Here is a 14,654-nt window from a genome sequence, read left to right as displayed (position 1 = left end):
TGGATGCGTTCACTAGCTCGCTGCTTCCGAGGAAACAACGGTCCATTTCTTATTCTTAGAGATTGGAGCACATTCTTCAATCTGAACGAGATCACCAACCTTGTAAGAATTATTTTGATCGTGTGCACGATACTTCTTCGTACGGCGCACAACTTTTTTCAATAACGGATGGGTAAAGCGACGCTCTACCTTAACCGTGATTGTCATTTCGTTCGCATCGCCAACAACGACGCCCCGCAAAATACGCTTTGGCACCACTTGCTCCTTATGCGTTGTCAGACATGCGCTTATCGCGCAATATTGTCTGAACCCGCGCGATGTCCCGGCGTACCTGACGGACACGAGCGGTGTTTTCGAGCTGACCTGTTGCTTTTTGGAAACGAAAGTTGAACTGTTCTTTTTTCAGTTCTTCCAAGTTTACCGCAAGCTCGTCTGAGGTCTTTGCTCGTACGTCGCTAGCCTTCATGGCTGTTTCCTTTCGACTGTCCGATTACTCGCCGACGCGCTGGACGAACCGGCACTTAATCGGGAGCTTAGAAGCGGCCAGACGCATTGCTTCACGAGCAATTTCTTCAGACACACCGTCCATTTCGAACATGATGCGACCAGGTTTAACCCGGCACGCCCAGTACTCAGGAGCACCTTTACCCTTACCCATCCGGACTTCAGCCGGCTTGGAGGATACAGGAACATCCGGGAATATTCTAATCCACACACGACCCGCACGTTTCATGTAACGGGTCATCGCACGACGGGCCGCCTCAATTTGACGAGCGGTTACCCGCTCTGGTTCCAAGGCCTTCAGGCCAAAGGATCCAAAATTGAGGTCCGTACCACCCTTGGCATTGCCATGGATGCGGCCCTTGTGCTGCTTGCGGAACTTAGTACGCTTTGGTTGCAGCATCGTTTTCTCTCGCTTTAATAGTTAAGCCGTGTGAAGGCGCTGCTTACGCAGCGCGCTCACGCCGACCGCCACCTTGGCGTTCGCTCTTGCCACCACCTTCGGTCGCACGACGTTCAGAAGCCATTGGATCATGTTCAAGAATTTCGCCCTTGAAGATCCAGACTTTGACGCCACACGTGCCGTAAGCAGTGTGTGCAGTAGCAGTACCGTAGTCGATGTCTGCACGAAGAGTGTGCAAAGGAACACGACCTTCACGGTACCATTCGATACGCGCGATTTCCGCACCACCAAGACGACCACCGCAGTTAATGCGGATGCCCTGGGCGCCAAGACGCATTGCAGATTGAACTGAACGCTTCATGGCACGACGGAAAGCAACACGACGTTCGAGCTGCTGAGCGATAGATGCTGCAACAAGCGCTGCATCAGTTTCCGGTTTGCGCACTTCAACAATGTTGAGGTGAACTTCCGAATCCGTCAACTCGGACAACTTCTTGCGAAGTCGTTCGATGTCAGCACCTTTTTTACCGATAACAACACCTGGACGACCAGAGTGAATAGTTACACGGCACTTCTTGTGCGGACGTTCAATGACGACCTTGGAAACGGCTGCCTGCTTAAGTTCTTTAAGCAGGTATTCGCGGATGCGAAAATCTTCATGAAGAAGATCGCCGTATTCGTTCTTGCCAGCAAACCAACGAGAATCCCAGGTCCGGTTAATACCAAGGCGGAAGCCAATTGGATTAATCTTCTGTCCCATCAGGCAGTCTCCTCAACTTCCCGAACAACGATAGTCAGGTTGGAATACGGTTTCTGAATCCGTCCAACGCGACCACGAGCCCGTGGTTGGAAACGCTTCATTACAAGCGCCTTTCCAACGAAGGCCTCGGCGACGACAAGATTGTCGACGTCGAGTTCGTGATTGTTTTCCGCATTCGCAATCGCAGACATTAAGGCTTTCTTAACATCGTCTGAAATGCGCTTACGGGAGAAGGTAAGATCAGCAAGAGCTGCGCCAACCTTCTTACCGCGGATCGATGCAGCAACGAGGTTTAGTTTCTGCGGGGAAACCCGCAGCATCCGGCATACTGCCTTCGCCTCGCTGTCGGCGAGCGTCCGCTCACGCTTCTGCTTGCCCATCTTTACTTCCTCTTTGACTTTTTGTCAGCACCATGACCGTAGTAGGTACGAGTAGGTGAAAATTCACCCAGCTTGTGACCAACCATGTCTTCACTGATCAAAACAGGAATGTGCTTTTGACCGTTATATACGCCAAAAGTCAACCCCACAAAGTGCGGCAGAACGGTAGAACGACGGCTCCAGGTCTTAATGACCTCATTCCGGCCGGATTCACGAACCTTTTCCGCTTTCTTCAGGAGGTAACCGTCGATGAACGGCCCTTTCCAGATCGAACGTGCCACGATCCGTTCCTCTACTTCTTACGCGCGTGACGAGACCGAACGATAAACTTATCGCTGGACTTGTTACTGCGTGTGCGTTTGCCTTTGGTCGGTTTACCCCAAGGGGTAACCGGATGACGTCCGCCTGATGTACGACCTTCACCACCACCATGAGGGTGATCGACAGGGTTCATAGCAACACCGCGAACATGTGGGCGACGGCCCAACCAACGCGAACGACCAGCCTTACCAAGGTTGATGTTCGAGTGGTCCTGATTGGAAACCGCACCAACGGTTGCCATACAGGTGCCGAGCACACGGCGCTGTTCACCGGAAAGCAGACGGATTACTGTGTAACCCGCATCGCGGCCAACAATCTGAGCGTAAGCACCAGCAGAACGTGCAAACTGTGCACCCTTACCTGGCTTCAACTCGATGTTGTGCACGATTGTACCGACTGGGATAGAAGCCAAAGGCATAGCGTTGCCTGGCTTAACATCGACAGCCTCACCAGCCACAATCTTATCGCCAGCAGCAAGACGCTGTGGTGCAAGAATGTAAGCCTGCTCACCGTCATCATACGTGATGAGGGCGATGAACGCGGTACGGTTAGGATCGTATTCCAAACGTTCAACAGTACCGACAACGTCGAATTTACGACGCTTGAAGTCGATCATACGGTAGGTGCGCTTATGCCCACCACCGATGTTGTTCGCAGTCTTACGACCGTGGTTGTTACGACCACCGGACTTTGAAAGACCCTCAGTCAATTTCTTGACTGGTTTGCCTTTCCAAAGATCAGAACGATCTACCTGGACGAGTTGACGACGGCCAGGAGATGTCGGATTAAATGTCTTAAGTGCCATTTGTCCTACCTACCTCAGAGACCGGTCGTCACATCGATGGACTGACCATCTTCCAGTGTGACCACAGCCCTTTTGAAGTTATTCTGACGACCAGTGATGCCTTTGAAACGCTTAACTTTACCCTTGCGGATAAGTGTGTTTACAGACTTCACCTTAACGCCGAACAGTGCTTCAACAGCTGCCTTGATTTCCGGTTTAGTTGCAGTGATAGCAACCTTGAATACAACCTTGTTCTCTTCAGAAGCAAAAGTCGCTTTCTCGGTGATCACCGGCGATACGATTTTGTCGTAGTGAACGAGCTTGCTCATTAGAAGCGCTCCTCCAAAGCTGCAACTGCCGCTTTGGTCAGAACCAACGTGTCACGACGAAGAATGTCATACACGTTAATGCCCTGAATTGGCAGTACATCTACGAGTGGAATGTTACGAGTGGCCAAACCGAAGTTTGCGTCCACTTCAGAACCGTCCACGAACAACACATTGGTCAAACCAAGAATACCAAGTTGCTCCTTAAGAGCTTTGGTCTTGGCTTCTGCCGCTTTGGCATCTTCAACAACGAAAAGGTTGCCGGAAGCTGCTTTTGCAGACAGGGCATGCTTAAGACCCAGTGCACGAACCTTCTTAGGAAGATCGTGAGCGTGCTCGCGCACTACTGGACCAAATGCTTTACCACCACCACGGAACTGAGGTGCTTTACGGTTACCGTGACGTGCGCCGCCAGAACCTTTCTGGCGTACGAATTTTTTAGTGGTACCATTAACTTCTGAACGACCCAGAGTTTTATGTGTACCAGCCTGGCGCTTTGCAAGCTGCCAGCGAACGACGCGCTGGATAAGGTCGACACGTGGCTCGAGACCAAAGATCTCATCAGACACTGTGATCGAACCCGCTGCGTTACCGCCGAGGGATTTAACCTCGAGTTCCATCACTCACCTTCCTTACCGGCTTCAGCCGCTGCAACAGCAGAGTTCTGACGGAAAGCACCTGGCATAGGTACGTTCTCTGGCAGAGACTTCTTGATTGCATCACGAACAAGGATCCAACCGCCTTTAGAGCCAGGCACAGAACCTTCAACCATGATCAGACCACGTTCAACGTCGGTCCGAACCACTTTAAGGTTCTGAGTGGTAACGCGCTCGCTACCCATGTGTCCGGCCATCTTCTTGCCTTTGAACACTTTACCTGGATCTTGACACTGACCTGTAGAACCGTGCGCACGGTGAGAAACAGACACACCATGAGAAGCACGCATGCCCCCAAAGTTATGACGCTTCATAGCACCGGCAAAGCCCTTACCGATAGAAGTGCCGGTCACATCAACAAACTGGCCATTGAGGAAGTGATCAGCTGTAAGCTCAGCACCGACTTCAATGAGGTTGTCTTCTGTAACACGGAACTCGGCAAGCTTACGCTTTGGTTCCACCTTCGCTACCGCGAAGTGGCCGCGCATAGCGCGATCCGTATTTTTTACTTTTGCTGCACCAACGCCCAACTGAAGCGCTGTGTAGCCGTTCTTATCTGCCGTCCGGTGAGCGATAACTTGACAGTTATCTAGACGTAGCACTGTAACGGGCACATGTTCGCCTGCCGCGTTATAGATGCGGGTCATACCCACCTTCTGTGCGATCACTCCAGAACGCATCACTGTGTCCCCTCGCCGCACTTAAAGCTTGATCTCGACGTCAACGCCAGCAGCCAGGTCGAGCTTCATCAAAGCATCTACTGTCTGTGGTGTTGGATCGACGATGTCCAAAAGACGCTTATGAGTGCGCATTTCAAACTGATCACGGCTTTTTTTATCAACATGCGGTCCGCGAAGTACTGTGTACTTCTCAATCCGCGTCGGCAACGGAACGGGACCACGCACTTGTGCGCCGGTCCGTTTCGCCGTGTTCACGATTTCCTTAGTGGAAGCGTCAAGAACACGATGATCAAACGCCTTCAGGCGGATCCGTATATTCTGACCGTTCATGACTAATCCCTACTGAGCAAGGCAACTGCGATTCAACACTGTGAGGAACCGCAGCCCAAACTCAACTCTATTCGATAATTTCAGCTACGACGCCAGCGCCGACGGTACGACCGCCTTCGCGGATAGCGAAGCGCAGACCATCTTCCATAGCGATTGGTACGATAAGTTCAACCGAAACTGAAACGTTATCACCAGGCATCACCATTTCAATGCCATCTGGCAGAGAAACTACACCAGTCACATCAGTCGTACGGAAGTAGAACTGCGGACGGTAGTTGGTGAAGAATGGAGTATGACGTCCACCCTCTTCCTTGGTGAGAATGTAAGCCTCAGCTTTAAACTTCGTGTGTGGGTTAACCGAACCTGGCTTACAAAGCACCTGGCCACGTTCAACTTCTTCACGAGAAACACCGCGGATCAATGCGCCAATGTTATCGCCAGCTTCACCCTGATCGAGCAGCTTGCGGAACATTTCAACACCAGTAACGGTAGTTTTAGCTGTGTCTTTAACACCAACGATTTCAACTTCTTCGCCGACTTTAACGATACCGCGCTCGACACGACCGGTAACAACAGTACCACGGCCGGAAATTGAGAACACGTCTTCGATAGGCAGAAGGAATGGCAAATCGCGTGGACGCTCAGGAGTTGGGATGTACGCATCAACTGCAGCCATCAGCTCTACAATTTTGTCTTTGCCGATCGCGTCGTCGCGTTCTTCAAGAGCAGCAAGTGCAGAACCTGCAACGATTGGAATATCGTCGCCTGGGTATTCGTAGGAAGAAAGCAGCTCACGCACTTCCATGTCTACGAGTTCAAGCAGTTCTTCGTCATCAACCTGGTCAACTTTATTCATGAAGACCACCAGAGCCGGCACACCAACCTGACGAGCGAGCAAGATGTGCTCACGTGTCTGTGGCATTGGGCCGTCTGCAGCGTTAACTACGAGGATCGCGCCATCCATCTGAGCCGCGCCAGTGATCATGTTTTTCACATAATCGGCGTGACCTGGACAGTCAACGTGTGCGTAGTGACGAGCTTCGGTTTCATATTCAACGTGTGCTGTTGAAATAGTGATACCGCGAGCACGCTCTTCAGGAGCGCCATCGATTTCGTCGTAAGCTTTAAAATCACCGAAGAATTTCGTAATTGCTGCGGTAAGGGTAGTTTTGCCGTGATCAACGTGGCCAATTGTACCAATGTTGACGTGCGGCTTATTTCGTTCAAATTTTGCTTTAGCCATCGGATTTCTCCGTTCTCTCTGTAATCCCTTTGACTGGTGAATTTGAAGTTAGGCGAATTTCGCCATAACTTCATCTGCAACAGCCTGTGGGACTTGGTCGTAATGATCGAACACCATGGAATACTGCGCGCGTCCTTGCGACATAGAGCGCAAGTTATTGACGTAACCAAACATGTTGGCCAGCGGAACCATAGCAGTGATAACGGTCACGACACCGCGGTTTTCGGTACCAGCAATCTGACCACGACGGGAATTCAGATCACCAATCACGTCACCCATGTAATCTTCAGGGGTAACAACCTCAACCTTCATCACTGGCTCGAGAAGCTTAGGACCAGCTTTGGCCACAGCTTCGCGGAAACCAGCGCGACCTGCGATCTCAAACGCGAGGACCGAGGAATCAACATCATGATAAGCACCATCAGTGAGGGTAGCTTTAATGTCGACCATCGGGAAACCAGCGAGTGGACCGGAGGACATGACGGATTCGATACCTTTAGAAACACCAGGGATGTATTCTTTAGGAACGTTACCGCCAACAATCGTGTTAGCGAACTCAAAACCAGTCCCAGCTTCGTTGGGAGAGATTGTGAGCTTAATGCGAGCAAACTGACCAGTACCACCGGACTGCTTCTTGTGGGTATAATCCACATCAGCAGTACGAGTAACGGTTTCACGGTAAGCAACCTGAGGTGCACCGATGTTTGCCTCAACCTTGAATTCACGCCGCATGCGATCAACAAGGATGTCCAAGTGAAGTTCACCCATACCAGCAATGATTGTCTGGCCGGACTCTTCATCTGTCTTCACGCGGAAGGACGGATCCTCAGCAGCCAAGCGATGTAGGGCAACACCCATCTTCTCTTGGTCACTTTTGGTTTTAGGCTCAACTGCGATCTCAATAACCGGATCCGGGAACTCCATACGTTCCAGAATCACAGGCTGCAGAGGATCACAAAGCGTATCACCAGTGGTCGTGTCCTTCAGGCCTGCAATAGCAACGATATCACCTGCGTAAGCTACTTCGATGTCATCGCGGGAATTAGAGTGCATCTGCATCATGCGACCAACGCGTTCGCGCTTGTCCTTAACAGTATTCAGTACGGACGTGCCTCTATTTAGCACACCAGAGTAAATACGTGCGAAGGTCAAAGAACCAACGAACGGATCGTTCATGATCTTAAATGCGAGCATGCTCAACGGCGCTTCATCAGAAGGCTCGCGAGTAGTCTCTTCTTCAGTCTTGGCGTCGATACCTTTAATTGCCGGAACCTCAATCGGGTTCGGCAGGTAATCAACAACAGCATCAAGAAGCGGCTGAACGCCTTTGTTCTTGAACGCGGTACCACACAAGACTGGAACAAAAGCGCCTGCGATAGTGCCCTTGCGAATAAGCGCCTGAAGCTTTTCTGTAGAAGGCATTTCGCCTTCCAAGTAAGCTTCCATTGCTTCTTCGTCAACTTCTACTGCGATTTCGATCAGTTTGTCGCGGTATTCAGCAGCTTGGTCAGCAAGATCAGCCGGAATATCCAACTCATCCCACGTTGCTCCAAGAGCTTCGCCGTTCCAAACCAATGCCTTCATCTTCAGCAGATCAATGACACCAGCAAACTCGTTTTCAGCACCGATTGGCAACTGAACACAAGCGGCGATTGCACCAAGACGTTTCTCGATCATTTCTACACAACGGAAGAAATCAGCACCGAGTTTGTCCATCTTGTTGACGAAGATCATGCGTGGAACGTTGTACTTATCAGCCTGACGCCATACGGTCTCAGTCTGAGGTTCAACACCAGCATTCGCATCGAGAAGTGCAACAGCACCATCAAGAACACGCAGCGAACGTTCAACTTCAATCGTGAAGTCAACGTGACCTGGAGTGTCAATGATGTTTAGACGCTTACCGTTCCAGTGGGCAGTCGTAGCAGCGGAAGTAATGGTAATACCACGCTCCTGCTCCTGCTCCATCCAGTCCATGGTAGCTGCGCCATCGTGAACTTCACCGATTTTATGGGACTTACCAGTGTAATACAGAATACGTTCTGTAGTGGTCGTCTTACCAGCATCGATGTGAGCCATGATGCCGAAGTTACGGTAGTCCTCGATTTTGTGCGTACGTGACATTGCGTCAGCCTCTATCCAGGGTGATTACCAACGGTAGTGCGAGAATGCACGGTTAGCTTCAGCCATCCGGTGAGTATCTTCGCGCTTCTTAACGGAGTTACCACGGCCATTCGCAGCATCCAGCAGCTCGCCAGACAAACGACCAACCATAGTGGTTTCGTTACGACTACGTGCAGCTGAAATCAACCAGCGGATAGCAAGTGCCTGACGACGTTCTGTACGAACTTCAACGGGAACCTGGTATGTTGCACCACCAACACGACGGGAACGAACTTCAACAGCTGGCATAACATTTTCGAGCGCCTGATGGAACATCTCGATAGGGCTAGACTTAGCTTTGTTTTCGATCACGTCGAATGCACCATATACGATGCGTTCGGCAGTTGATTTTTTACCATCGAGCATTACTGCGTTCATGAACTTAGTAACGACGATATCTCCGAACTTAGGGTCCGGAATGACTTGACGCTTTTCAGCGGCGTGACGGCGGGACATATTGGTCTATATCCTATTATTTCGGACGCTTAGCGCCGTACTTGGAACGACGCTGTTTACGATCTTTAACACCTTGTGTGTCAAGAACGCCACGGATGATGTGGTAACGCACACCAGGCAAATCCTTTACACGACCGCCACGGATCATGACAACGGAGTGCTCTTGGAGGTTGTGACCCTCACCCGGAATGTAACCAATAACTTCAAAGCCATTCGTCAGACGGATCTTAGCCACTTTACGCAAAGCCGAGTTAGGCTTCTTAGGTGTAGTGGTATAGACACGCGTACAAACGCCCCGCTTTTGCGGACAGGCTTCCATAGCAGGAACTTTGTTCCGCTTAGCCGGGTCTTTCCGCGGCTTGCGGATCAACTGGTTGATCGTTGGCATATTTTGCCCTTTAACTACTTTTGCTCTTCGACCGGACGCAGTAACTGGTAGACATACGCAAGCGCACCAATTCCACGGACAAAATCCGCAGAAGGCGCTGCGAAAACCAGAGGACCACGGATCACCCGCAGTCTTGCATTCGACTTGTATTCGCCTTTTAAACCCGACAGCGTTTAAGCTTCAGTACTCCGAGGCGAGGCGCCTCAGGAGAAAGGCATTGCTTACTGCCTGTCATTGGGTAGCCGGAACGTACTCATGAAGACACTGCACGTCAAGTCCCTTACAAGAGATTCTTCGGGCATGCCTCCCTTATTAATGCGTAGGACCCCAGGATTCGGCCAGTTTCGGCAAATTGGCCACGAAAGCATCTGGATATTGGAAGCTTCTAAGGTTTCACGGCAGTTAGACTCTAAACCTAAAAGCAAATAAGGCGAAAATCTATTCTGACTCACCGTCAGCACACGAAGGCAGCTGATTCCCCAGGCAGAAGTTCAAATAGAACAAAAGACTCAAGTGCATCAAACCAATAGACGCATCTGGAGTTGCAGCTAAAACTCAAATAAAAAAGGAGAGGTTCCCCTCTCCTTTCAAAACACTCAGATTTTCATCAACTGCTAGAAAGTGATAACGGAGACATTGCCGGAAAGTGCATCTTTATAGGGCAGAATGAAGAACTCTTCCTCCGGCACCTCGGTGATGTATCCCAACTGATCGAGCGCGGCGTCCAAAAACCCCTGCTCTCCCAGAGCTTCAACCGCCCGGCGCACAGCGCCGTCATCATCTGGAGCAGTAACCATCACATGAAAAGGCGTTGAATCTTCCTCATTGCCGCCCTCTTCCTTCCAGGCACGTCCCGTGATCAGGTAGACAACAGGACGGGTTTCGTCCTCGGAGAACTCATCATTTACATCAGACATTTCATTTCCCTTACATCACAGAGTCTGGAAAGCGTTAATCGCCGGACATCCAGAATAAGCGTGAAGATATTTTCCTGAAACGGAAAAGCCGCCCCGAGGGGCGGCCAAACCAGATTTTAAGTTTTCGCAACCATTAGAACTGATCGGTGCGACTAAAGTCTTCGAGCATCGAATCTGCTGTGTTTGCAGTTGACGCTGCGCGGCGTGCTGTCTGAATAAGATCATCACGCAATGTCGCAATCTTACGAGTACGGTTCATCGCCCCACCAGTACCTGCTGGGATCAGGCGACCAACAATAACGTTCTCTTTAAGACCGTCAAGTGGATCAGTTTTGCCGAACACAGCTGCTTCCGTGAGAACACGAGTTGTTTCCTGGAACGAGGCAGCAGAGAAGAACGAACGGGTCTGCAAGCTTGCCTTGGTGATACCCAAAAGAACCGGGTTTGCCTTGGCAGGATCACGTGCATTATCAATTGCACGCTGGTTAGCTGCATCAAATTCGATCTTATCGACCTGCTCACCAGAGAAGTACTCTGTTTCGCCCGGATCAGTAATCTCAACTTTCTGAAGCATCTGACGAACAATAACTTCAATGTGCTTATCGTTAATGCCCACGCCCTGAAGACGGTACACTTCCTGAATTTCGTTCACGAGGAACGCTGCAAGTGCTTCAACACCCTTAATCGCAAGAATATCATGCGGTGCCGGGTTGCCATCAACAAGGTACTCACCCTTCTCAATGGTGTCGCCTTCCTGCAGGTGGAAGTGCTTGTTCTTCTGGATCAGGTACTCAACAGGTTCCATGCTCTCATCGTTAGGATCGATGATAATACGGCGCTTGTTTTTGTAATCACGACCAAAGCGAATTGTACCGTCGATCTCAGCGATAATCGCATGATCTTTCGGACGACGTGCTTCAAACAGTTCCGCAACACGCGGCAGACCACCGGTAATATCTTTCGTTTTCGCTGATTCCAAAGGAATACGAGCCAAAACGTCACCAGCAGAAACCATGTCACCTGGCTGAACCGACAGAATTGCATCCACGGACAACAGCAAACGAGCATCACTACCGCGAGCAACCTTCTTGATCTTTCCGCTTTCGTCTTTAACGACGACGGCAGGGACCAAATCAGCACTACGCTGCGAAGAACGCCAGTCAATTACGACACGCTTCGTGATACCAGTGGCTTCATCGGCAGTTTCCTGAATGGAAGCACCATCAACAAGATCTTCCACGCCAACACGACCGGATACTTCGGTCAGCATTGGACGAGTGTACGGATCCCATTCGGACAAGCGCTGAGCACGTTTGACCTGATCACCTTCGTCAACAAAGATCTTCGCACCGTAAGTCAGGCGATGAGACGCACGCTCATTACCATCGCTATCGATGATGAGGATCACCATGTTACGCGCCATGACGACAACGTTGCCATCGGAATCGCGAGCCACATTGCGGTTACGCAGTGTCACAGTGCCTTCGAAGTTGGATTCGATGAAGGAACTATCAACAACCTGTGCCGTACCACCAATGTGGAACGTACGCATTGTCAGCTGTGTACCTGGCTCACCAATGGACTGCGCAGCAATAACGCCAACAGCTTCACCGATGTTAACCGGAGTACCACGTGCAAGGTCACGACCGTAACAAGTTCCACAAACGCCGGTCTTGGTTTCACAAGTCAGCACAGAACGGATCTTGACCATCTGGACCTTGGCGCCTTCCAGCAGCTCCACGTCTTTTTCGTCAATCAAACGTCCATTAGGAACGAGAACTTCGCCAGTCTTGTTGTTGCAGATGTCTTCAGCCGCAGTACGACCAAGAACACGCATGCCAAGTGTCGCGATAACGTTACCAGCATCAACAATAGGCTGAACGGTAATGCCACCAGTAGACCCACAATCAACCTCAAGGATGATGCTGTCCTGTGCAACGTCAACGAGACGACGGGTCAGGTAACCTGAGTTCGCAGTTTTCAACGCCGTATCGGCAAGACCCTTACGGGCACCGTGGGTGGAGTTGAAGTATTCGAGAACCGACAGGCCTTCTTTAAAGTTCGCGATGATCGGGTTTTCGATGATCGAGCCATCTGGCTTAGCCATCAAACCGCGCATACCGCCAAGCTGCTTCATCTGAGCTGGTGAACCACGCGCACCGGAGTGAGCCATCATGTAAACAGAGTTCATCTGCTTCTGACGACCAGTCTCTTCATCAAACTGCGTTGCAGAGATGCGGCCCATCATTTCATCAGCGACTTTGTCAGTACACTTAGCCCAAGCGTCAACAACCTTGTTGTACTTCTCGCCCTGAGTGATCAGACCATCATTGTACTGCTGTTCGTATTCAGTAACCATTGATGTCGTGTCTTCAACCAGCTTCGCCTTGGTATCTGGAATAACCATGTCATCCATACCGAAGGAAATACCAGCGCGACAAGCGTTCTTGAAGCCAAGCTGCATAACGCGGTCACAGAAGATAACAGTCTCTTTCTGACCACATGCACGATAAACCGTATCGATCATCTTGGAGATGTCTTTTTTGGTCATCAGCTTGTTACAGGCATCAAACGGCACTTCGAAGTGCTTCGGCAAAAGCTCAGCGATCATCATACGACCAGGTGTGGTCTCATGGATCTGAATAACTTCGTTGCCAAGCTCATCAACAGTACGGAAGCGGCCACGGACTTTAGAATGAACAGTAATAACGTCATTCTCAAGAGCGTGAAGCAACTCACCCATGTTACCAAAGGCCATGCCTTCGCCCGGCTCACCTTCTGCCATGATAGACAGGTAGTAAAGACCAAGAACAATATCCTGCGAAGGAACGATGATAGGACCACCATTCGCTGGGTGCAAAATGTTGTTGGTAGACATCATGAGGGTACGGGCTTCAAGCTGCGCTTCCAGAGAAAGCGGAACGTGAACAGCCATCTGATCACCATCGAAATCGGCGTTAAACGCTGAACAAACGAGGGGGTGCAGCTGGATAGCCTTACCTTCAATCAAGATAGGTTCGAAGGCCTGGATACCAAGACGGTGAAGCGTAGGTGCACGGTTCAGGAGAACCGGGTGCTCACGGATCACTTCATCAAGAATATCCCAAACTTCCGGGCGTTCTTTTTCAACGAGCTTTTTCGCCTGCTTAACAGTCGAGGAGTAACCCTTCGCGTCAAGACGGGAGTAGATGAACGGCTTGAACAGCTCAAGCGCCATCTTCTTCGGCAAACCACACTGGTGCAATTTCAGCTCAGGACCAACGGTAATAACGGAACGACCGGAGTAATCCACGCGTTTACCGAGCAAGTTCTGACGGAAACGACCCTGTTTACCCTTCAGCATATCTGAAAGGGATTTCAAAGGACGTTTGTTCGCACCTTGAATCACACGACCACGACGACCATTATCGAACAATGCATCTACAGATTCCTGCAGCATACGTTTTTCGTTACGGATAATGATGTCCGGCGCTTTAAGCTCGATCAGACGCTTCAGGCGGTTGTTACGGTTGATCACACGGCGGTACAGATCGTTCAGATCTGACGTCGCAAAACGACCGCCATCCAATGGAACCAAAGGACGAAGATCTGGTGGGATCACAGGAACAACAGTCAGGATCATCCACTCTGGGCGGTTGCCAGATTCCATGAATGCTTCAACAACCTTCAGACGCTTAGCCAATTTCTTAGGCTTCAGCTCAGTGGTCGCTTCTGCGATTTCCTGACGGATTTTCTCAGATTCACGCTTCAGATCCATGGAGGCAAGGATCTCGCGGATCGCCTCAGCACCAATCATTCCTGTAAAGCTGTCTTCGCCGTACTCTTCCTGCGCTGCAGCGAACTCTTCTTCGGAAAGAAGCTGTCGAATTTTCAGCGGAGTAAGACCGGGCTCAATAACAACGTAGTTCTCGAAGTACAGAATGCGCTCAAGATCTTTAAGCGTCATGTCTAGCAGCATACCAATACGGGATGGTAGCGACTTCAGGAACCAGATATGTGCAACAGGAGCAGCAAGCTCAATGTGGCCCATACGTTCACGGCGTACGCGGGAAAGAGTGACTTCGACACCACACTTCTCACAGATAACGCCTTTGTATTTCATGCGCTTGTATTTACCACACAAGCACTCATAATCTTTGATCGGACCGAAAATCCGAGCACAGAACAGCCCATCACGCTCAGGCTTGAAAGTTCTGTAGTTGATCGTTTCCGGCTTTTTAATCTCACCGAACGACCAGGACAGAATTTTCTCCGGGCTGGCGATGGAGATGCGGATATGATCGAATGTCTGTGCGGGAGCCTGTTGATTGAACAGGTTCATGACCTCTTGCGACATCAGCTCTCTC

General features: G+C 50.5%; 17 protein-coding genes. All 17 read right to left on the bottom strand.

Annotation, left to right across the window (positions count from 1 at the left end):
• Positions 1–12 precede the first annotated feature (12 nt).
• The gene (gene rpsQ, locus BLS62_RS25670) at positions 13–255 is read right to left on the bottom strand and encodes a 30S ribosomal protein S17 (protein ID WP_200798573.1); all 243 of its coding nucleotides are present in this window, start codon (positions 253–255) and stop codon (positions 13–15) included.
• A gap of 10 nt (positions 256–265) precedes the next feature.
• Positions 266–466, bottom strand: a complete 201-nt coding sequence (gene rpmC, locus BLS62_RS25665) for a 50S ribosomal protein L29 (protein ID WP_093187972.1) — start codon at positions 464–466, stop codon at positions 266–268.
• 24 nt (positions 467–490) lie between these two features.
• A complete protein-coding gene (gene rplP, locus BLS62_RS25660; protein WP_093187969.1) occupies positions 491–904 on the bottom strand; it encodes a 50S ribosomal protein L16 in 414 nt (137 codons plus the stop codon).
• 43 nt (positions 905–947) lie between these two features.
• Positions 948–1,664, bottom strand: a complete 717-nt coding sequence (rpsC, locus tag BLS62_RS25655; protein ID WP_093187966.1) for a 30S ribosomal protein S3 — start codon at positions 1,662–1,664, stop codon at positions 948–950.
• Positions 1,664–2,044 (bottom strand): 50S ribosomal protein L22, encoded by a 381-nt coding sequence (rplV, locus tag BLS62_RS25650; RefSeq protein WP_093187964.1) that lies wholly within the window; start codon positions 2,042–2,044, stop codon positions 1,664–1,666. Before rplV ends, rpsC begins: the two co-directional genes overlap by 1 nt.
• Before the next feature lie 2 nt (positions 2,045–2,046).
• Positions 2,047–2,325: a 30S ribosomal protein S19 gene (rpsS, locus tag BLS62_RS25645; RefSeq protein WP_093187961.1), complete on the bottom strand. Its 279-nt coding sequence runs from the start codon at positions 2,323–2,325 to the stop codon at positions 2,047–2,049.
• Positions 2,326–2,336: 11 nt separating this feature from the next.
• Positions 2,337–3,170, bottom strand: coding sequence for a 50S ribosomal protein L2 (gene rplB / locus BLS62_RS25640; protein ID WP_093187957.1), 834 nt, complete (start codon positions 3,168–3,170; stop codon positions 2,337–2,339).
• A gap of 14 nt (positions 3,171–3,184) precedes the next feature.
• Positions 3,185–3,478, bottom strand: coding sequence for a 50S ribosomal protein L23 (locus tag BLS62_RS25635; RefSeq protein WP_093187954.1), 294 nt, complete (start codon positions 3,476–3,478; stop codon positions 3,185–3,187).
• Positions 3,478–4,095 (bottom strand): 50S ribosomal protein L4, encoded by a 618-nt coding sequence (gene rplD / locus BLS62_RS25630; protein ID WP_093187951.1) that lies wholly within the window; start codon positions 4,093–4,095, stop codon positions 3,478–3,480. The genes BLS62_RS25635 and rplD overlap by 1 nt, the downstream gene beginning before the upstream one ends.
• Entirely contained in the window at positions 4,095–4,811 is a 717-nt protein-coding gene (gene rplC, locus BLS62_RS25625; protein ID WP_093187948.1) for a 50S ribosomal protein L3, read from the bottom strand. The genes rplD and rplC overlap by 1 nt, the downstream gene beginning before the upstream one ends.
• 21 nt (positions 4,812–4,832) lie before the next feature.
• On the bottom strand, positions 4,833–5,141 hold the full coding sequence (gene rpsJ / locus BLS62_RS25620) for a 30S ribosomal protein S10 (RefSeq protein ID WP_008547405.1): 309 nt from the start codon (positions 5,139–5,141) through the stop codon (positions 4,833–4,835).
• Positions 5,142–5,208: 67 nt separating this feature from the next.
• A complete protein-coding gene (gene tuf / locus BLS62_RS25615; protein WP_093187914.1) occupies positions 5,209–6,384 on the bottom strand; it encodes an elongation factor Tu in 1,176 nt (391 codons plus the stop codon).
• A gap of 48 nt (positions 6,385–6,432) precedes the next feature.
• Complete coding sequence (gene fusA / locus BLS62_RS25610; protein ID WP_093187945.1) at positions 6,433–8,508, bottom strand: elongation factor G; 2,076 nt, start codon at positions 8,506–8,508, stop codon at positions 6,433–6,435.
• A 24-nt stretch (positions 8,509–8,532) separates the two neighbouring features.
• A complete protein-coding gene (gene rpsG / locus BLS62_RS25605) occupies positions 8,533–9,003 on the bottom strand; it encodes a 30S ribosomal protein S7 (RefSeq protein ID WP_093187942.1) in 471 nt (156 codons plus the stop codon).
• 16 nt (positions 9,004–9,019) lie between these two features.
• Positions 9,020–9,391, bottom strand: coding sequence for a 30S ribosomal protein S12 (gene rpsL / locus BLS62_RS25600; protein WP_093187939.1), 372 nt, complete (start codon positions 9,389–9,391; stop codon positions 9,020–9,022).
• A 614-nt stretch (positions 9,392–10,005) separates the two neighbouring features.
• Positions 10,006–10,308, bottom strand: a complete 303-nt coding sequence (locus BLS62_RS25595; RefSeq protein ID WP_093187936.1) for a regulator — start codon at positions 10,306–10,308, stop codon at positions 10,006–10,008.
• Between the two features lie 133 nt (positions 10,309–10,441).
• A complete protein-coding gene (rpoC, locus tag BLS62_RS25590; RefSeq protein ID WP_093187934.1) occupies positions 10,442–14,644 on the bottom strand; it encodes a DNA-directed RNA polymerase subunit beta' in 4,203 nt (1,400 codons plus the stop codon).
• Positions 14,645–14,654: the final 10 nt, after the last annotated feature.

Source organism: Pseudovibrio sp. Tun.PSC04-5.I4 (assembly GCF_900104145.1).
GTDB lineage: Bacteria > Pseudomonadota > Alphaproteobacteria > Rhizobiales > Stappiaceae > Pseudovibrio.
The sequence above is the reverse complement of the archived record's forward strand: the minus strand, read 5'-3'. Positions and strand labels throughout refer to the sequence as shown.